Annotated in this window: 12 protein-coding genes; 2 read left to right on the top strand and 10 right to left on the bottom strand. The window is 42.9% G+C overall.

Annotated features, from left to right (window positions below):
- Positions 1–4: 4 nt before the first annotated feature.
- From SLH46_RS07405 to SLH46_RS07380, 6 genes are all read right to left on the bottom strand, one after another.
- Positions 5–1,816 carry a family 43 glycosylhydrolase gene (locus tag SLH46_RS07405; protein WP_320280534.1) on the bottom strand — a complete coding sequence of 604 codons (1,812 nt, stop codon included), beginning with the start codon at positions 1,814–1,816 and terminating at the stop codon, positions 5–7.
- 18 nt (positions 1,817–1,834) lie between these two features.
- Complete coding sequence (locus SLH46_RS07400) at positions 1,835–3,193, bottom strand: glucoamylase family protein (protein ID WP_320280533.1); 1,359 nt, start codon at positions 3,191–3,193, stop codon at positions 1,835–1,837.
- Positions 3,194–3,196: 3 nt separating this feature from the next.
- Entirely contained in the window at positions 3,197–5,137 is a 1,941-nt protein-coding gene (locus SLH46_RS07395) for a glucoamylase family protein (RefSeq protein WP_320280532.1), read from the bottom strand.
- A gap of 143 nt (positions 5,138–5,280) precedes the next feature.
- Complete coding sequence (locus SLH46_RS07390) at positions 5,281–7,023, bottom strand: LamG domain-containing protein (RefSeq protein ID WP_320280531.1); 1,743 nt, start codon at positions 7,021–7,023, stop codon at positions 5,281–5,283.
- An 11-nt stretch (positions 7,024–7,034) separates the two neighbouring features.
- Positions 7,035–8,561: a RagB/SusD family nutrient uptake outer membrane protein gene (locus tag SLH46_RS07385; protein WP_320280530.1), complete on the bottom strand. Its 1,527-nt coding sequence runs from the start codon at positions 8,559–8,561 to the stop codon at positions 7,035–7,037.
- 18 nt (positions 8,562–8,579) lie between these two features.
- The gene (locus tag SLH46_RS07380; RefSeq protein ID WP_320280529.1) at positions 8,580–11,612 is read right to left on the bottom strand and encodes a SusC/RagA family TonB-linked outer membrane protein; all 3,033 of its coding nucleotides are present in this window, start codon (positions 11,610–11,612) and stop codon (positions 8,580–8,582) included.
- Positions 11,613–11,924: 312 nt separating this feature from the next.
- Between SLH46_RS07380 and SLH46_RS07375 the strand changes: the two genes are divergently transcribed.
- Entirely contained in the window at positions 11,925–14,753 is a 2,829-nt protein-coding gene (locus SLH46_RS07375) for a helix-turn-helix and ligand-binding sensor domain-containing protein (protein WP_320280528.1), read from the top strand.
- 189 nt (positions 14,754–14,942) lie between these two features.
- The gene (locus SLH46_RS07370) at positions 14,943–15,374 is read left to right on the top strand and encodes a hypothetical protein (protein ID WP_320280527.1); all 432 of its coding nucleotides are present in this window, start codon (positions 14,943–14,945) and stop codon (positions 15,372–15,374) included.
- Positions 15,375–15,494: 120 nt separating this feature from the next.
- On the opposite strand, the gene SLH46_RS07365 is transcribed toward SLH46_RS07370, so the two are convergent.
- The 4 genes from SLH46_RS07365 to SLH46_RS07350 form a co-directional block, all read right to left on the bottom strand.
- The gene (locus SLH46_RS07365) at positions 15,495–16,616 is read right to left on the bottom strand and encodes an aldose epimerase family protein (RefSeq protein ID WP_320280526.1); all 1,122 of its coding nucleotides are present in this window, start codon (positions 16,614–16,616) and stop codon (positions 15,495–15,497) included.
- Between the two features lie 17 nt (positions 16,617–16,633).
- A complete protein-coding gene (locus SLH46_RS07360; RefSeq protein WP_320280525.1) occupies positions 16,634–18,304 on the bottom strand; it encodes a ribulokinase in 1,671 nt (556 codons plus the stop codon).
- A gap of 89 nt (positions 18,305–18,393) precedes the next feature.
- Positions 18,394–19,077 carry an L-ribulose-5-phosphate 4-epimerase gene (araD, locus tag SLH46_RS07355; protein ID WP_297094612.1) on the bottom strand — a complete coding sequence of 228 codons (684 nt, stop codon included), beginning with the start codon at positions 19,075–19,077 and terminating at the stop codon, positions 18,394–18,396.
- 19 nt (positions 19,078–19,096) lie between these two features.
- The gene (locus SLH46_RS07350; RefSeq protein ID WP_320280524.1) at positions 19,097–20,776 is read right to left on the bottom strand and encodes a sodium:solute symporter; all 1,680 of its coding nucleotides are present in this window, start codon (positions 20,774–20,776) and stop codon (positions 19,097–19,099) included.

Below are 20,776 nucleotides of genomic sequence, written 5' to 3'. Positions count from 1 at the left end.
GTTACTAATCAATTTTTACGGGCTCCGTTTGTACTGAAATTCCGTTTTCGTTAAATGCCTCTATTGAAAAATAATAAGGCGTGTCGCGGTCGAGACAGCGCATAAAATGCTCGTTGGTATCGTAAAGTTGCCACGACTGGTAGAGTTTATCGGGTGCAATTCCCCAGCGGATATTGTAACCTTGTGCACCTTTCACCGGTTTCCACGAGAAGGAAATATCGCGACGGTCATCTTCGCGTTTTATCTCAAAATCTTTTACTTCGGCCGGCTTTTTCCCCAGTCCCAAACCAAATACCCGAATCTCGCTCATGGCAAAGTTGTTTCCGGGAACTTCTATGTTTTTATAGCGAACAAATTTTGCTTCAACCGGCTGGCTCAATGTGATGTATGCGTTAGGAGAATCTTTGTAGCTGTTTCTTCGGTCAACCACGGTTTGCCAGTTATTTCCATCCTTTGAAACTTCGATGATAAAACGATGACGTAATCCTTCGGTGCGTGTATAAATTCCCGATTCATAATCATGGAAATTCAGCTGAAAAGCATAAATATTTCCGGGATTCTGCATCTCAATAGTTATCCATTGTTTATCGTTGTTGGCTTCGGCCACCCAAAATGTTTTCGGATTTTCATCCGTCAGCACATTGGCCGTAATTTCTCCTTTATCGTTTTTTTCAAGTGGTAATTTGTGTACCTCAACCTCATCGGTATTTGAGGTAAATTTCATTATCTGTTGTAAGGACGACGACACAGTTACTTCTCCTTTGTACGACAACAACATCCAGCCACAGTGCTCGCCTGCTTTTGTTGGATGATCGGGGCCAAAACGCGGATAATCGCCATAGGCTGTGTTCGAATGCATTAATCCCTCGTCGTCAAAATAGGTTGGAAACATACACAGACGGCGTTCCCACTGAGCATTCGACGCCAGTGCCATGGTTCCAAAATGCCAGTATTGCCCGTTTGTTTGTTTCACCGTAATTCCGTGGCCGGCACCATTGGTAAAACCGCCCGGTTTAAAACTCATCGGGTTGTTTTTCATGTACGTGAAAGGCCCCAGCGGAGATTCACCAATGTAAACGCCATCGGCATAAACATTAAATTGTGTTCCCGGCGCTGCATATTGCAGGTAATATTTGCCGTCGTGTTTGGTCATCGAGGCACCTTCCATGTAACCTTCTTTTAAAGTTGGATGGAAGTTGTTTTCACCAAAACGTTCCCAGCCGTGCTCTTCTTCTACCAGATTTATCAACTCTTGTTTTACACCAGTTTCCAGGAAACGATCATCTTTATTTAATTCTTTAACACGAATCGGATAAACGTTTGATGATCCCCAGTACAAATAGGTTTTTCCATCGTCGTCGATAAAAAGTTCCGAGTCCTGAATGTTATTCGAAATGGACGGCGTTGGTGTCCACATCCCACTTTTCGGATCATCGGTATAAAGAATACTTCCGTAACCTGCCGGATCGCCGGCAAAATAGACCAACGAATCCTTGTAATTGAAAGCAGTTGGTGCGTTACATCCCTCGAAAAACCATTGCTGCGGCTTGATAAAATTCCAGTTCACCAAATCGGTTGAATGCCAGTAACCAAACGAGCGGGTAACGAACATGTAGTATTCGCCACGAAACTCAATTACCGCCGGATCAGCCCCGGAACGATAGGAAATATTCCGGCTTGAATTATAAACCATGTAGGTGTAATCAATGTCTATCGGATTGCAATAGGTTTTTGGAACAATAGTCTGCGCCCGGCCACTGTTAAATATAAACAGGGCGATTAAAGTAGTTCCTAAAAGTTTTCTTAAGGTTTGCATTGCTTCTTATTCTATCAGTTACGGTGTTTCAAATCCAAGTTTAGCAAGCCCGGCCTGCACATCTTTGTTTTTCATAAATAAGTTCCATAAAAGTCCAGTTCGGTAATTTTCAATCATCACCGGAATCGGTCCCTGATCAATGGCCAGATAACGTGGCAAATACCAGTTTTCAGTCTGGTTGTATGCATCGTAAGGTCCATATTCTCCTACCAGCGAATCAGCATCCAAATAAAGGTATTTCAGAAATTGCATCGACTCTTTTGGTGTATAAGGAAACGATGAAAGTGCGGCTGTTGGCGAGATCACTCCCAAATCGCCGTCGCCAGGACGATGACCTGCATAACCACGCATGGAATAGCTTGAAGTAAATCCCCACTGATTTTCGCCATAACCTTTATAATTTTTTGGATTATCCAGCGCATAACGATAATGTATTGTGGCATGATTTACATTCAGTTTCCAGTAGTCGGCATATTTATCTTTTAGCCCTTTTGGATTCAATCCAAGATAGGAATAATGTGCCCAAAAAAGTGGACCGATCGGATCGTCATTGTGTTCGTAGAAATTAAGAACGGTACTCAGTCCGTAATATACGGTGTCTTTTGCAATGTCCCCGTTAAGGGCCCAGCCTTTATCGTAAGCAGCGGCAGAAATCGGATGCGTTGGCGATGAAGCAGCCAGAACATACATGATCAGGCATTCATTGTAACCACCCACCGGAAAGTTCATGTCCCAACCGAAATTGGGCGACCAGTGCCAGTACAACACATCTTCGCCTTGCGTGTACCAGTCCCATTCCACTTCTTCCCACAATTGTTGAATATCGGCTACCAACTGCTGCTCTGCTTCGTTTCCGCCTTTATAATATTCGGCAACAGCCAATAATCCCTGGATCATAAAAGCAGTTTCCACCAAGTCACCGCCATCATCTTTTTTGCTGAAAGGTTTTACTTTACCGGTTGGTCCAACAAGCCAATGTGGCCATGCACCATGAAAACGATCGGCTTTTCCGAGGTAAGCAACAATTTGCTGAAAACGTTCAAGTGCCTGCTCGCGTGTGATAAAACCGCGTTCAATACCCACTAAAATGGCCATCACGCCAAATCCGGATCCACCAAGTGTTACCACATCCTGATCATTTTGCGGATACACATTATCCATGTGAATGCGTTCGCGTGCCATTCCTGAAACCGGTTCTGCACCGTCCCAGAAATACTGAAAAGTTTGGTATTGAATCAAATTCAGCAAAGAATCTTCAAGCGAAGTTTCTGCTTTCTGCACCGCTTCAACCGACTTTTTGCTGTTGGATTTACAACCTGAAAAAATCGTGCTGCCAATCAGTGCAATTAATAGTATTGGAAATATAATTTTCTTCATTTTCTAATATGTAAATTCAAGTTTTGTTAATCCGGTTTGTACCTCAGGACACGACATAAACAGGTCCCAAAGCAGGTTCGTCCGGTAATTTTCAATCATCACTACAATCGGCCCCTGATCGATTGCCAGGTACGAATCAGCCACCCAGCCGTTGGTAAAATCAAAAGCGTCGTAGAATCCATACTCTCCCCACAATTTATCTCCAAGTGTGTAGTAGAAATAGCGTAAAGCTTCCATCGATTCCTCAGGTGTGTACGGCATTGACGACAGCGCTGCGGTAGGTGTAAGAACGCCCCGGTCGTTATTTGGCGAGTGCGCCGAATAACCGGAATAACCATCGCTGGCCGTTAGTCCCCAACATTCATCTGAATAGGCCACATAATTTTGCGGATTATCAGCGCAGTAGGCCTGATTTATTTTTGAGTGAGTAACATTCTGTTCCCAATAGTTCGCATACTGATCGGAAAGATTTCGCGGGTCGAGTCCAAGGAACGAATAATGCGAAAAGAACAACGGACCGCCCATGTCGCTGCGCAACGGCAAAGTGTAACCGTAATACGAATTGTTACCCGTATTCATCATGTCGCCATCCTGTGCCCAGCCTTTGGAATAAACATCTTTGCCAATAGTATGTGTTGGCGACGAAGCAGCCAGAACGTAAATGATAAGCGCTTCATTCCAACCTCTTATTTTCATATTCATTGCCCAGTCGTTATTTGCCGACCAGTGCCAGTACAACACATCTTGTCCACCTTGCGTGTACCAGTCCCATTCAATGGTTTCCCAAAGCGTGTTAATCTTATCTTTCAAAGATGATTCCTGCGAATTACCAGAATTCAGGTACTGTCTCACTGTCAATAATCCCTGCATCATAAAGGCAGTTTCAACCAGATCGCCACCATCGTCGTTTGTGCTAAACGGAATAGTTTTTCCGGTTTCGCCGTTCATCCAATGCGGCCATACGCCGTGAAAACGGTCTGCTTCAGTTAAAAAGTCGACAATCGTTTCCAGTCGGTCGATTCCTTGCTGACGGGTAATAAATCCGCGTTCGATCCCCACCAGTAACGACATCACGCCAAAACCAGATCCGCCGATAGTTACTGTATTTGCAGAAGTATTTCGTTCGCGTGCCATTCCACTAACCGGATGTGCAAAATCCCAGAAATACTTAAATGTCTGCTGCTGAACCAGCGTCAATAATTCTTCATCTGAAATTTCAGGGAATTTTGGAGTTGTATCGGCTTGTGTGTAAAAATTGAGTTCCAGCCCTTCGAACGGCCGGTCAATACGATTTTCAATTTCTGATGAAATGGCAAAAACGGTCTTACTAAAACCTTCGAGTTCCTGCAAAATCTCAACAGAAATTGTTTGCTCATCAACCTGAGCAAATGTTGAAGCAACCGAAGCTCCATTGCTGGAATACGATGAATAAAGCGAAATATCGTCTTTTGAAACAGCTGAATTAAATTGCAGTCGGATAACCGGCTTGCGGTTGATATCTAAAATTCGTGTTAGCGGATTATAATCTACTTCATCAATCTGCACACTTTCCAAAATCAATGGTGTTGTGAGCGTTGAAAAGGTATACGATTGCCCCTTAAAAGTTTCTTCGTTGGCACCTTTCAAATCCGATGAAATAGACAAGGTATAACTTGCATTTTCATCCAAATCCTGATGATCTACTTTTACCAACTGATTATTATTGAAATAGGAAAAAGTTAAAACTAAGGGATTATTATCTGCGTCGAATAAATTAATGCTTGACTCGGCGGAAACGGTATTCACAGCTGTATTAAAGCGGATTTCGATGGTTTCGTTGATGGCAACATTTGTATTTTCACCGCTTGCTGTAAGTGCAGTTTCGCCAATATAAGCATAGGTAATCGACAGATCTTCGGTAGGTTTTTCCACCTCAGAATCATCTTTACCGCAGGAAACAATCATTCCTGCGAGGAATAAAAAGCACAATGATTTGTGAAAAATTCGCATCAAAATACGCAGATAAGTGTGATGAAAATACAGAAAAAAGTTTGAATTGACCCACCGAATAAACGGCGGGCCAATTCGATAAACTACCTAGTATTACTCTATAAACCGTCTTGCATCATTAAAGCTACCTCTTCAGCAGAAAGTGCCTTTTTGAACAAGTACAATTCGTCCATTAAACTTGCGTCGGAGAAGTGACTCCAGCCGTTAAAACGTGGTGAACCCGACATAATCGAAAGCAAGTCGCAACCTGTCCAATCGATTCCGGTGAAGTCACCTTGTTTTACCTCTACACCATCGATATAAACGCGTGCTTCGGTTCCAGAAATGGCAAAGGCCATGTGCACCCAATTACCTGTTGTAGGATCAACATCGGCAGCCGAACCTCCATCAAACCACGAGTCTGCAGTTCCGTTACCGGCGTTTAATTTAAAACGCTGCATGCCGCTTGCATTTTCGCGGAAGAAACGGAAACCGCTTGTTCTAACGTTTTGTGCATCAGGATTGGCAGTATCTTCAGGTCCCATAACCAAAATACCTGCACGATCCGGAGTTGCATTTATATTTACCCAGAAACTGGCGCTAAACTCTTCTCCCTGAATATCAACATCGGCAGTTGAGAAAGTCAGGTAAGCATCAGTTGCTCCCTGGTACGCATCTCCATCAACACCACCGCCATAATCCAACGACGGACTGCCAACAACAGTTGCCTCTGTACTGCTAATTGCTTCTTTATAATCGCCATTAAAATCCATGTAGAAAGAAGCCTGTTCTTTCAACATAATCGTTTGAATTTCGCCCTGGGTAAGTGCTGTGTTGAAAATACGCAACTCATCCATTAAACTTCCATCGGAGAAGTGACTCCATCCGGTCCAGTTTGGAGCTCCAGACATTATCGAGATCACATCACAATCGGTCCAGTCGATTCCACCAAAATCACCTTCTTTTACCAATTCACCATTGATATAAACTTCGGCACTTGTTTCTGAAATACTAAATGCAAAGTGTGTCCACTCGCCGGTATTTGGCTCAACATCGGCAGCGGAACCACCATCAAACCAGCTATCAGCACTACCGTTACCTGCGTTCAGTTTAAAACGCTGCATGCCACTGGCATCCTCGCGGAAGAAACGGAAACCTTTTGTACGGTCGTTATTATCAGAAGCCGGTGGAGATACCACCAAAATTCCGGCTCTATCCATGGTGTTATCAACTTTCAACCAGAAACTGGCACTCACTTCAGTAGATCCCTGCAGAATAGTTGTTGGGAATGTCAGGTAGGCATCAGCAGCTCCACTGTATGCTGTTCCTCCCTGAATACCATCGGCAAAAGCCGGAGATCCTACCACGGTTGCCAAACTCAGGCTATTCATTTCGCGGAATTCGTTGTTAAACGGCATATAGAAAACTTCGCCATCGTATTGCGATACGTATGGTGGCGATTTGGCAAAATTCACACTTACGGTTGTTGTTTTTCCGTCGAGGTCGGTGGCTGTTACGCTTAATACGTGCGAGCCAGTTGTAACATTGTCGTAAGTATATGTTTCCATTGCCACGCGGTAATCCATAAACTCCGAGTAGCTGGTAATTTCAGCACCGTCGATATTCACCGAAATTGATCCGATTTCAATATCGTCGCGTACTTCAAAATCAATGTCAACAGATGCTATAGCTGCATTGGTCTGAATTTCGTAACCTTCGGGCGGAAAGTTAATCGTAACCTGTGGAGCAGATGCATCTGCTCCCGGATCTACTTTCGATATTCCGTCGATGTAGTTTTGGTCGCAAGCATTGAACGCAAACAGTATCAATGCAAGTATAAATAATTTATTATAAGTCTTCATGTTTTATCGTTTTAGTCAATTCCTACTTCCAATTGTGGTAATTCAGCTACCTGATCGGCCGGAAATGGCAGATAGGCTTTGTCCATAGTGAAAGTTTTACCTTCATGCGAGAGCTCACTCGTATTTTCGGTACGAATCATATCGTAATAGCGCGTTCCCCACTCCATTGCCAGCTCGGCAAATTTTTCGTCCAGTACATTTTGTGTAGTAACGCCCGACAGGCTTCCTAATCCGGCACGAGAACGCACCATGTTAACTGCGTCGTCGGCACTCATCGAAATACTGCTTGATGCTCCGCGGGTAATCGCTTCGGCATACATCAGCAACATTTCCGAATAACGGATAACGATAAAGTTTTTGTTGCTACCCAGCGAGGTTCTTCCCGGAATCAGTTCGGTAGACGGCTGAATGTGTTTTCCGCTGGCAAAATTTAAACGCGCATTGTTATTAAAAATATCGCCTTCGCGGTTGGTATTGGTAATCCATTCAGGAAGTTCGCCGTAGTCATTACGAAGTTCTGTAATTCCATCAGGTGTGAAAATCACACTGGTTTCCAAACGAACAACCTCACCTCTGTCGAGCATAAATTCGATGTACTTCAGCGTAGGCTCGTAAAATCCCCAGCCAGCTCCGGCACCTGTAACAACCGGTGTCCATCCACCAATTCCAAACGGTGCCCACAAGAACGCAAAACGGTCGCCTTCTCCCTGGTTAAAATCAGAGTACTGGAATTCCATAATATTTTCATCATCCAGTTTACCCGCTGTTTTAAACAAGTGGTAGTAATCGCCGGCCAACTGAAATTCGCCCGAGTTGATAATTTGCGAAGTTGCATTTACCACTCCCTGGTAATCTTTCATTTCCTGGTAAGCTAAAGCCTGAATTGCATATGCCGTGTAAGTTGTCATCCCACCCCGAATATCCGAACGTTTATTCGGATGCATATCCGGAAGATTTGGAATGGCATCGGTCATTTCATCAACGATGTATTGCATCACCTCGGCCTTTTTACTAAGCGGCGTATTCTGAATATTATCGAGTGCATCGATTACGATACAACCACCAAAAGTGCGGGCAATATTCAGGTACAGGTAGCCACGCATAACACGACATTCGGCAATGTACTGATCAGCCAGTGCGTCGTTGCCTGTTGCCTCACGGTACTTGTTGATCTCGTCGATTGCTGTGAAAATATTTACAATGTCGTTGTAATGGTTTTGCCACACTGAATTGGTATTCCAGTGACTTGCCATGTACGTAAAATTATCTTGTTCCTGCATAGGAACCTGGTCGCCTGCAGCGTTTACATCATCGCCACGAAGTCCAAGTGTCAGCGGTTCTTCCCATGCACGGGTATAAAATCCGTAATAAGCTCCCAACAATGGAAGATCCATATCTTCGGCAATGGTGTAATCCACATCGCTGGTAAACGATTCGTTCTCAAAAGGTTGGTCTAATTTGTCGGTACATCCGATTATCGCGACCAACAGCATCCCGCTTAAAAACACGGGTTTAAAATATGATATTAAAAGTTTCATTTTCATCTCTTTAAGTGTTTAGAATTTGAGATTTACACCAATTGTATAAACGGCAGGAACCGGGTAAAACTGACGATCAATACCGTTATTTACTTCAGGATTAAATCCGTTGTATTTAAATACGGTAAGCGGTTTTTCTGCTGTCACAAAAATTCTCGCATCGGGCATTCCCGCACCAAACAGCTTTTCGCCATCAAGGTTGTATGCCACCTGAATATTCTGAATACGGAAGAAGTTTCCGTCTTCCACCAGGTAATCACTAAAGTTCTGGTTCCATCCACGACGTAGTCCCGATGCCGATGGATATTTGTTCGATGTTCCTTCACCGTTCCATAACCCGTTTGCCAAGTCAGCATCGATATTGGTATCGTTTGTCCAGATGATCTCACCACGTTTACGGTTCAGAATTTTGTTTCCGGTTTGCCCCATAATGTTCATCGAGAACTCGAAGTCTTTATAGTTCAAACCGATAAATCCACCGTATGAGAAAGTTGGAATATATGAACCAAGGAATACTTTGTCGTCGTCGTTGATCACATCGTCGTTGTTCTGATCAACATATTTGAAATCGCCGGGAACCAGCGAGTTGTCAACTGCAACCGGATCGGCATCAATTTCTGCCTGGTTTTGGTAAACTCCGGCCACTTCGTAACCATAGAACGAAAGCAGCGGTTCGCCAACTTGCGAACGTTGTCTGAATTCAGCAGAACCACCATTAATGTACGACTGTCCGTAAAGGTCGCGTACTTCGTTTTTAAGAGTTGATATGTTTGCTCCAACGGTGTAGCTAAAGTCTCTGGTAATTTCGTTTCTCCAGTTTACAGCCAACTCAAGACCCGAGTTGCGGATTGTTCCTACGTTACGCAAAACGCTTCCCGATTGTAATTTCAAACTTACCGGAATTGCAGCATCTTCAGTATCGCGAACAAAGTAGTCGGCATCGATGGTTAAACGGTTATCGAACAATTCGGCATTAAAACCAACGTTTGTTCCGGTAACGGTTTCCCAACCTAAATAACCAAAGGTACTGGTTGTTGTTGTACCGTCAATCTGCATATCGTCGATTGCCAGGTAAACCGGATTGGTAGTATTTGCTCCATCCTGACGGGCAATTTTATCGTTTCCGAGTTTTCCCCAACCACCTCTTAGTTTCAGGTAATCAAGAAAACCAACATTTTCCATAAAACCTTCTTCGGTTACTACCCAACCTAAACCAAAGGCAGGGAAAGTACCCCATTTTTCCTGGTACTTTTGTGTTCCTTCCTGGCGGATGGTGAAGTAGGCAATGTATTTATTATCGTAGTTGTACGAAACACGTCCGAAATACGAAATACCGTGCAAACGCTCGCCATCGTCGCTTACTTGTTTCGACGACTCCGACTGCGACTGACTGATGTACCACGCACTTTCGTTCAGCGGAATATCTTCGGCATAACCACGCAGGTAATCATACCACTCATCGCGGTACGACATACCACCCATTGCAGAAACGTTATGATCGCCAAAACTGTTTGTGTACGTTAAAGTGTTATCGAAGAAATGATTAACATCTGTTGTTCTTATCGATTCAACTGTAGACAAAATTCGTCGGGTTGAAGTAGTTATGTAATAAGGTATTCCAACATTACGCTGCTTCAAAAACATCATCGACGAATTGTAAGTAGTTTTAAATTTCAGCATGTTTGGCAACAAATCAACTTCGGCATAAACACCCGCAAGTACTTTCCGAATGTTTTGTCTTTTTTGATTATAAGCCAGGTTCAGGAACGGGTTTTGAGAACCACGGTAGTCTAGTAATTGTCCACTGGAGTAGTTACTTGGATTATCAATTCCCTGTGCCAGCAGATCTTCATAATTTTCCTGGTCGTAAACCGGCAAAATCGGCACTGCATGATAAGCACTAAACCAGGCGCCATCATCTGCAATGTCGCGGGTTCCGTTACTTACATTAAAATTCACCCCTGCTTTTAACCAGCTGTTTGCCTGATGGTCGATAGAGGTTCTAATATTCATTCTTTTGTACCTGTCTTCAGCTTCCAGCAAACCTTCCTGATCGTAATAACTTACGCCCATCGAGTAGGAAGTTTTATCGTTACCACCCAAAACTGATACTGAATGGTTTTGCTGACGGGCATGCGATTTCATAATCTCGGCATACCAGTCGGTATTCACATCCGGTACATTAGGATTCACGCGGCTGCGACCATAACGCTGCATCGCGTTTTCAATAAAACTGATGTCAGCCTCCGACCCGGTTTGATAAATGTAATCAACAAACTGTTCAGCGTTTGCCATTTGCATTACATTTTGCGGAACCTGAATACCGTAATATCCTTCGTAAGTAATGCTGGTTTCGGTGTTTAACGAACCTTTTTTAGTGGTAATCAGCACCACACCGTTTGCCGCCCGAACCCCATAAATTGCCGATGCCGAAGCATCTTTTAAAATCGACAGTGTTTCGATGTCCGACGGATTTAGAAAATCGATGTTGTCGAAATACATCCCGTCGACAACATAAAGTGGAGATGAGTTACTACTGCTTGGAAATGATCCGATACCACGAATACGAACGGTTGGAGAACTACCCGGCGAACCAGAGTTTACAATTTGTACTCCGGCAACCTTTCCCTGTAACGACTCCATTGCCTGTCCGGCAGGTGTTTTTACCAGTTCATCCGATTTTAATGTGGAAATAGAGGAGGTAAGATCGGCCTTTTTCATCGATCCGTAACCAACCACAACCACTTCTTCCAGCCCCACAACATCTTCCTGTAATTGAATGTTGATTGTTCCGCCCTGTCGCGGATTAATTTCCTGCGATAGAAAACCAATGTAACTAAATATTACCGTGGCGCCCTGTTTTACCGACAATGTATAATTGCCGTCTATGTCCGTCACAACTCCATTGGTTGTTCCTTTTTCCAAAACAGAAACCCCCGGCAGGGTTATTCCGCTTGCATCAACTACCGACCCAGAGATAGAAATTCTATCCTGCGCATAAAGAGTTGAAAACGAAAAAAGGAGAAATAGAATAAAGAATGTTTTTCGCATAACTTTAATATTTGAATTAGTTTGGGTCAAAGTTATGTTGACCGTAGGGCGGAAAGCAATCAAATAGACACACTATTGATACTTTCGGCCAAAGTGAAGCACTTCAATTACCTCATCATTACCTCATCCTGTAGAAAAGACAATTATTGTAATTATCTGTTTTACAGCTCAATGAAGCACTTTTTATTTATGAATTCTTTTTATTTTTTTATACATTTAATTTTATTTATTTCGCAAAAAATGGGGTTTAGAGTAGAAAACAGAGGAATTTTATCCATTTATCATCTGTTAAAACATTAACATCCGATGCGTATGAACGTAACAAAAACTATAATTGGCAGCATCTTTTTGGTCGTTTTAGCCATCACTTCTTTTGCTTTGGAAGAAGAAACCGGGGTGCTAAAATTCGACCAAAACATATATAAAGGTGCCCGGCAAAACTGGAGTGTTAGTATTGCCGGAAATGGTGTCGTTTATTTTGCCAATCATAAAGGATTACTTTCTTTCGACGGGACCAACTGGACGATGAATAAAATGCCGAACAATACCATTGTACGTTCGGTAAATGCTGTTGCCGACTCGGTAGTTTACGCCGGTGGATACCGGGAGCTGGGTTTTTGGAAACCAACACCAACCGGAGAACTGGTTTACACATCGCTTAACCAAAAAGCAGAAGCTTTTCTTGAAGCAGATCCCAATATGGAGTTTTGGAACATCGCGGTAAAGGATGATTATGTCTATTTTCAATCGTTTAGCAATATTCTTACCTACCACAACGACAGCATCTATCGTTTGCATCTGGATGGTGGTATTTCGGTAATGAACCAGATCGGCGACCGGATTTTGGTTTCGGTACGAAATAACGGAATTTGGGAAGTTGAAAACGATGATGTAAAACGAATTATTTTCGATGATGTACTGATTGGAACAACAGTGAAATTTATTATTCCTGCCGACTATAACAACCTGCTTATTGGCACTGCCGACAGAGGAATCTTTATTTGGGATGGCAGTGAGCTGAAACAATGGAACGACGACTATACCTCCTATTTTATTGACAACGAAGTTAACCGGGCATGCCGCAATAAAAACGGGCAATATATAATCGGGTCGCTGGTTGACGGGATTGTTATATTCGACCGTTTTGGGCAATTAATAAGCAAAGTAAATTCGCGAAACGGACTTCCGAACAACACCGTACTGGGTATTGCTTCCGACGAACGACAAAATACCTGGCTGGCACTCGACATTGGACTTGGTTTTGTTTCCGGTCGCCTCAATAAAAGTTTTGTGGTTAAAAAGCTACCCGGTGCGGGTGCAATATACTCCACCGCCGTTTTCGAGAATAAACTGTACCTGGGAACTAACCAGGGATTATTCGAGTCGTCGCTTGATTTAAACAATAACGAAATAAAACTTGTTCCGGGCACACAGGATCAAATATGGGACTTAAAAGTAATCGATGACGAACTATTAATCGGCCATAACTCGGGGAGTTTTGCACTAAAGAACGGGGAGAAAAGAGTAATATCGGCCGAAGGTGGCGCATTTAATTTTGTACAGGATCCTTTTCATCCCGAATTGCTCTTACAATCAACCTACAATCGTATTCTTGTTTACAACAAAACTAGCGAAGGCATACAGTTCAGGAATTACATAGCCGATTTTAGTAACCTGATACGATATATTGAATTCGATCACCTCGGAAATATCTGGGCGAGCCACATGCACCGTGGAATTTTTAAAATTCATGTGAATGATGAACGTACAGAAAAAATAGAAGACACCGAGTATTACGGAGAAGATACTTTTGGTAAAGACCATTCAATTCATGTTTTTAAGATCGAAAAACGAATCGTATTCACTACCGGTGAAAAATTATACACCTTCGATGATCTTACCAATTCTATAATTCCTTATGATACGTTAAACGCAAATTTAGGGGAATACGCAGCAGCCAACCGCATTATTAAGGCACCTAATAATTATTACTGGTTTATCGGGACATCGTCAATCGGATTATTCTACATTGTACAAAGCGAAGTAAAGCTGGTTAAGGAGTTTCCTACTTCGCTGTTTAACGATCCGCTGCTTGTTGACGGATTTGAAAACATACTTCCAATAAACGAATATACGGGAATATTGTGTTTACAAAACGGCCTGGCATTTCTTGATGCTGCGGTAAGCGATTCCACTACCAATTTAATGAGCAGGTATTCTCCGTCTGCACGAAGTATCGAGCTTCAAACCAACAACGGCCGATCGGTATTTTTACCACTTTCAACAAGTAAAACAGAAATTAAGAACACACTAAACAACTTAAAATTCCGATTCTCATTTCCTTTGCTGAACGAGTTTCCGGTCTCGTACAAATATTTTCTTGCCGGGTTAAATCAGCAGTGGTCGGGAAATATTGCCGACCCGGAATTTCAATTTGAACGCTTACCTCGCGGCGACTATCAATTACAGGTAAAAGCAATCGATATTTGGGGCAACGAAAGTCAGGTTTACACCTTCGATTTTAAGATTTTACCACCGCTGCTTGCTACCAAAGTGGCCATATTTCTGTACATGTTTATCCTAATTGGGGCGCTTTTGCTGTTCCGAAGATGGGGAGTAAAACAAACCCAAAAGAAAGAGCAACTGCAACACGAAAAACGCGAACGCGAACTTATTCGCCTGCGAAACGATAAACTGCGCGGGGAAGTGCGATTTAAAAGTAAAGAGCTGGCAAACTCTACGATGGCCATCATTCGGAAAAATGAGTTTCTGATCGACCTGAAAAACATAGTCCGAAAACAAAAAGAGGAACTCGGATCGCGTTACCCGGACAAATATTACAACTACCTGAACAATAAAATAGACGAAAATATATCGAGCCGCGACGACCGCCAGATTTTTGAAAGTAATTTTGAGCGGGCGCACGAACAGTTTTTCCAGAAAATGAAAAACAAATACCCGGACCTTACGTCGAGCGACCTGCAGCTTTGTGCTTATTTAAGAATGAATTTATCGTCGAAGGAAATTGCACCTTTGCTGGGGATTTCGATTCGCGGTGTTGAAAACCATCGTTATAAACTACGGAAAAAGCTCAGGCTTGAACCCGAAGATTCGCTTACAGATGTGATGTTTTCAATTTAATAAAGCATTGATTTTTAGCGCACATAAATCTGAAAAACTTCTTATCCGTCGATAAAAACCTCCAATCCTTCTATTGCGTTCCTACAATACAAGGTATAATACCTAATTTGAAAATGATAAGTAAAATGTGGGGTATTGCCTATTTAAGCGGTATCACATAAAACAATTATTAACTTCAAATTTGTAGCAATGAAAAAGATTTTATTTTCAAGCGTTTTGGTAGTTGCTTTTTTGTTTGCCGTTAGCGCATCGGCCAGCGAAGGAATTACCGGAAAATGGCAAGCTAAGATGGGACCAAACGGAGACATGGTTATGACTTTTAACTTTAAAGTTACTGGCGACCTGTTAACCGGAACTGTAACATCACCAATGGGTGATCAGGAGATTACGAATGGAAAAGTTGATGGTAACAGCTTTTCGTTTGAGATAAAAATGAGGGACAACGCCATTAAACACACCGGAACTTTAGACGGCGAAGTAATCAAACTTAAAATGGAAATGCCGGAAGGCGGTCCTCAAGGTCCTCCTCCTGGTGGTGGCGGTGGTAACCGACCTGAAGGCGGCGGTGGTCCGGGTGGACCTGGCGGCCCGGGTGAAATGACATTAACACGGGTGAAATAAATATAAAAAGGAGGTTGCAATCAACCTCCTTTTTTTAGGCTCTTCCTGCCTGCGAAAACAAATCAGAACCTATATACTAACTAACTATCAACTAACTCAAAACGAAAAATCGTTATGATTTTATTTTTGAACATCAAATTTGTAGATACAAACTGAGTAGTACTCATCACCCGGATTTACAATTACACTTGGAAATTCAGGTTTATTCGGGCTATCTGGGAAGTGTTGTGTTTCTAAACAAAATGCACTTCTGAAACCGTATTTAATACCTTCTTTACCTGCAATTTTCCCGTCGATAAAGTTACCGCCGTAGAACTGAATACCCGGTTCGTTGGTGTATACTTCAAGCACTCTCCCCGACTCCGGTTCAACTACTTTTGCAGCTAAAACAGCTACATCGTTTTTGGTGTTTAATACCCAGTTGTGGTCGTATCCGGTTCCTACTTTTAACTGCTCGTCATCGGCTTCCACACGGTCGCCAATGGCAGTTGGAGTATTAAAATCGAATGGTGTTCCGGCAACTGCTGCCAACTCACCTGTTGGGATTAAACCACCGTCAACCGGCGTAAAATAATCAGCATTCAGATACATCAAATGATCGTTGATCGAAGTTCTTCCACCATCTTTTAAGTTGAAATATGCGTGATTGGTAAGATTCAGTACCGTTTTCTTATCAGTAGTTGCAAAATATTCAATTTTCAGCTCGTTTGCAGCTGTTAACTGGTATTTCACTTTTACGTCTACCGTTCCCGGATAACCGCTTTCCATATCAGGCGAAACCAAACTAAAAACTACCTCCGAATCGCTTGCACTTTCTACATTCCAAACCTGGCGCTGAAAACCGTTACTTCCACCATGAAGATGATTAGCACCATCATTTTTCTCCAGCTGGTATTCTACACCATCAATCGAGAATTTTGCGTCGCCAATACGGTTTCCGTAACGACCGATCACTGCTCCGTAAAAGTTCTCTTTTAACTCAACGTAGTCTTTTCCGCTGGCGTAACCTACGATCACATCAGCCAATTCGCCGTTTTTATCGGGAGCATACAAACTCACAATTCTTGCGCCAATATTTGTCAACTGACAAACAACGCCGTTATCATTCTTTAAGGTGTATAGTTCAATGCTTTTCCCCTCGTAATCAAACGCAAATTCTTCGCTAGATATCCCCACTTTCACTTCCTCGTTTGCACAACCAAATACCATAAATATTAAAGCAATAATTCCTAAATATTTCATTGGTTTATTTTTATAAGTTATTTATTCAAATCGAACTCAATAAACTTACCCAGTCTATTGTACTTCTCGTAAAGGTCTTTGTATTTCTCAACATTTTCAGGAATTGGATGATATTCCATTTCGAAACCGCCACCCATTTTTGCCTGCGCTTCGCCAAGGTTTTCGTAAACACCGGCTGCAACTGCTGCTGCCATTGCTGTACCCAATGCACAAGCCTGCTCCGAGCGAGCCACTTTAATTGGCATATCCAGTACGTCGGCAACAATTTGCATTACCAGTCGCGATTTTTTAGCTACACCACCCAGTGCGATAACACCGTCGATGCGGATTCCTTCAGAAATAAAACGATCGTTAATGGCTTTCGAACCAAAAGCAGTAGCTTCAACCAAGGCACGGAAAATACGTGGTGCATCCGATCCAAGGTTCAATCCAATAATCGCTCCTTTTAATGCCTGGTTGGCATCCGGAGTACGACGACCGTTCATCCAGTCCAATGCTACGATTCCGCTTTCTGCAATAGGAATTTTTTCAGCTTCCTGACTTAATTTGGCGATAACCTTACCTGAAGTTTCATCGATCAGTTTTTTCTTTGTTTCCTCGTCGATCAAATCAGATTCAGCCAAAATATTTTGCATTGGCCACTCAATCAAACGACGGAACCACGCGTAAATATCGCCAAATGCCGACTGACCAGCTTCCAAACCTAACATTCCCGGAACAATAGATCCGTCAACCTGACCACAAATACCACTAACCAGTTTGTCGCCTACTTCTTCAAGCGGAGCAATCAACATATCGCAAGTTGATGTACCCATAACTTTCGACAAGTGATAAGGCTCGATTTGAGCACCAACAGCACCAAGGTGAGCATCAAAAGCTCCTACACCAATTACTACGTTGGTAGACAGACCTAATTTTGCAGCCCACTCTTCACTCAAAGTTCCTGCCGATACATCGCAAGTAAATGTTTCTTTGAATAAACGATCTTTTAAACCGGCCAACATTGGATCAAGCTGAGTCAGGAATTCTTCTGATGGAAGACCACCAAAAGCTTCGTGCCACATTGCTTTATGACCAGCTGCGCAACGGCTTCTCTTTAATGTTTTTGGATTTGTATCTCCGGTAAGAACTGCCGGAATCCAGTCGCAATGTTCAACCCACGAATAAGCTGCACGGTAAACACCGGCATCTTCGCGCGTTACATGCAACAACTTGGCCCAAAACCACTCTGATGAATAAATACCACCTTCGTATTTCGTGAAATCGATATCCGATTTTTTAGCCAATTCGTTAATTTCTGCAGCTTCTTTTACCGCAGTATGGTCTTTCCAAAGTACGAACATCGCATTTGGATTTTCTTCAAAACCCGGAGTTAATGCCAGTGGAGTACCTTTTTCGTCAACCGCTACCGGAGTCGATCCGGTGGTGTCAACAGAAATACCCACAACATTTTCGGCTACACCTTCAGGAGCTTGTTTAAGCGCCTCAACGATGGTATATTCCAGCCCTTCTAAATAGTCTTTCGGATGCTGACGAAACTGGTTGTTTGGCGCATCGCAATATTCTCCTCTCTTCCAACGTGGGTATTCAAACACCACGCTTGCCAGCTCCTCGCCGGTCTCTACGTCTACGATTAATGAACGAACCGAATCAGAACCATAATCCAGTCCAATAGTATATTTTGCCATTTTCTTTGATTTAAAGTGGAACGAAAGCCGGTGGAAATTCTTTTCTCCACCAACTTTTCGTTCTTGATTTTTTTAAAACTGATGGACAATTACTGTCCGTAGTATGCATTTTTACCGTGCTTGCGCAGGTAGTGCTTATCTAATAAAAATTGATCGATCTCAGCTCCCGGAGTCAACTGCAATGCAGTGTGTGCCATTTTTGCCACTTCCTCCATAACTTTTGCGTTATGAACGGCATTGTGAGCACTTGTTCCCCATGAAAACGGACCGTGGTTATTTACCAAAACTCCCGGAATTGCAACCGGATCGAGTCCTTCGAAAGTTTCAACAATTACGTTTCCTGTCTCCACTTCGTATGCAGTGGTTACTTCCTCCTCTGTTAATTTACGGGTACAAGGAATTGCTCCGTAAAAATAATCGGCGTGTGTTGTACCCAAAGCAGGAATACTTCTTCCGGCCTGCGCCCAACTGGTTGCCCATGACGAGTGCGTGTGTACAACTCCCGAAATCCCCTCAAAAGCTTTGTAAAGCACCAGGTGAGTTGCGGTGTCGCTTGATGGTTTCAGGTTACCTTCAACCACATTTCCTTCCATGTCAACCACCACCATGTCGCTGGCTTTCATATCGTCGTATGATACTCCGCTTGGCTTAATAACCACCAAACCTTTTTCGCGATCGATAGCACTCACATTTCCCCAGGTAAAAATTACCAGGTCGAGATCAACCAGTTCCAGGTTCGCTTTAAAAACTTCTTCTTTTAATTGTTCAAGCATAATTTAATCTGTTTTTATTCTACCAGAAGTAGATGTAAAATGCTACTGTTAATCCAAGGATTACAGCAGTATGGAATACATCCCAGCCATTCCAGCTGGCACGGGTAGCAGCTTTTTGTTCGGGTGTTGAAGTACCGAATACCAAGCCCTGAATCTTTTTCTCGTCAGGAGCTTCGGTAAGCAAACTCACCACAATAACAACTACCAAACATACAAGCAACATCCAACCGCAGAAGAACAACCAGTTCATATCGAAGAATACGCTTTTAAACAAGTTGTCGGCTGCACCCTGAACGTTCTCGTAATATACCTTCGCACCCAAACGGGTAATACCAATTATAAATCCTGACATCAATCCCCAGAATCCACCTTTGGCAGAAGCACGTTTCCATGTAATACCCAGCAAGAATGCTGCGGCGATACCAGGAGCCAGAACGGATTGTACGTCTTGTAAATATTCGTAGAGTACGTCACCAATACTTCTCATAATCGGAATCCAAAGAATACCCAGAATCACAATAACAACTGTTGCAACCTGACCAATTTTTACGAGTTTTTTCTCCGGAGTTTCCGGTTTGAATCGTTTGTAGAAGTCGATAGTAAACAACATTGCCGAAGAGTTAAACAGCGAAGCCAGCGAACTCATCAAAGCAGCCAAAATACCACAAACTACCAGACCTTTAATACCGGCAGGAAGCAACTGAGCTACCAACGATGGGAAAGCAGCATCGGCACTTGGTAAAGTATACTCTTGTCCGTTAAGCATAACTCCTCCTTTAGCACTCATTGCATAAGCAATCATACCAGGAATAAGGAAAAGAAATACCGGTAACAATTTCAGGTAAGCACCAAAGATTGTACCTCTACGGGCATGTGTTTCGTTTTTACCCGACAGTACACGTTGTACAATAAACTGGTCGGTACACCAATACCAGAAACCAATGATACTGGAGCCGATTAAAGCACCCAGCCATGGGAAATCGGCATCGCGGTTGTCCCTTATCAGGTTAATCATACTGTCGCCATATTCGTTAACCTGAGTAGCACCGGCAATTTCCAATACCTGATCCCAGCCACCAACGGCTTTTAAACCAAGCACCACAATTACAAGCGATCCACCTAGCAGAATAGGCGTTTGAAGTACCGAGGTGTATAACACCGATTTCATTCCTCCGAAAATGGTATAAACCGCAGTTAACAGCACCAGACCAATGGCCGAGATCCAGAAGAAATCGATTCCCCACATGGTTTCGATACCGAAAACCTGTTGGAAAACCAAACCACCGGCATAAACAGTTACCGCAACTTTAGTTAAAACATAACTCACCAATGAGATAAGTGATAGCACTGTTCTCGATTCCGGGTTATAACGACGTTCCAAAAACTCGGGCATGGTAAGAACCATACTTCGCGAATAGAACGGTACGAATACCCAACCAAGAATCAGGATCATCCATCCCTGAATTTCCCAGTGTGCCATTGCCATACCGCTTGAGGCACCGGCACCGGCCAATCCAATAAGATGTTCTGATCCAATATTCGAAGCAAAAATCGATGCTCCAATTGCAATCCACGAAGCATCACGTCCTGCCAGGAAATAGTCGCCTGAAGTTTCTTCTTTTTGACTTAAAACCCAAACGATTACTCCGATAAGAGCAACACCAAACAGACCAATTACAATCCAATCTAGTAATTCCAT

Source organism: Draconibacterium sp. IB214405 (genome assembly GCF_033963885.1).
In the GTDB taxonomy this organism is placed as follows: domain Bacteria; phylum Bacteroidota; class Bacteroidia; order Bacteroidales; family Prolixibacteraceae; genus Draconibacterium.
The sequence above is the reverse complement of the archived record's forward strand: the minus strand, read 5'-3'. Positions and strand labels throughout refer to the sequence as shown.

Coding starts and splice junctions, on each gene's coding strand:
- SLH46_RS07385 (WP_320280530.1), bottom strand. CDS start 8,561: ATGAAACTTTTAATATCATATTTTAAACCCGTGTTTTTAAGCGGGATG.
- SLH46_RS07400 (WP_320280533.1), bottom strand. CDS start 3,193: ATGAAGAAAATTATATTTCCAATACTATTAATTGCACTGATTGGCAGC.
- SLH46_RS07380 (WP_320280529.1), bottom strand. CDS start 11,612: ATGCGAAAAACATTCTTTATTCTATTTCTCCTTTTTTCGTTTTCAACT.
- SLH46_RS07360 (WP_320280525.1), bottom strand. CDS start 18,304: ATGGCAAAATATACTATTGGACTGGATTATGGTTCTGATTCGGTTCGT.
- SLH46_RS07370 (WP_320280527.1), top strand. CDS start 14,943: ATGAAAAAGATTTTATTTTCAAGCGTTTTGGTAGTTGCTTTTTTGTTT.
- SLH46_RS07375 (WP_320280528.1), top strand. CDS start 11,925: ATGAACGTAACAAAAACTATAATTGGCAGCATCTTTTTGGTCGTTTTA.
- araD (WP_297094612.1), bottom strand. CDS start 19,077: ATGCTTGAACAATTAAAAGAAGAAGTTTTTAAAGCGAACCTGGAACTG.
- SLH46_RS07365 (WP_320280526.1), bottom strand. CDS start 16,616: ATGAAATATTTAGGAATTATTGCTTTAATATTTATGGTATTTGGTTGT.
- SLH46_RS07395 (WP_320280532.1), bottom strand. CDS start 5,137: ATGATTGTTTCCTGCGGTAAAGATGATTCTGAGGTGGAAAAACCTACC.
- SLH46_RS07405 (WP_320280534.1), bottom strand. CDS start 1,816: ATGCAAACCTTAAGAAAACTTTTAGGAACTACTTTAATCGCCCTGTTT.
- SLH46_RS07390 (WP_320280531.1), bottom strand. CDS start 7,023: ATGAAGACTTATAATAAATTATTTATACTTGCATTGATACTGTTTGCG.
- SLH46_RS07350 (WP_320280524.1), bottom strand. CDS start 20,776: ATGGAATTACTAGATTGGATTGTAATTGGTCTGTTTGGTGTTGCTCTT.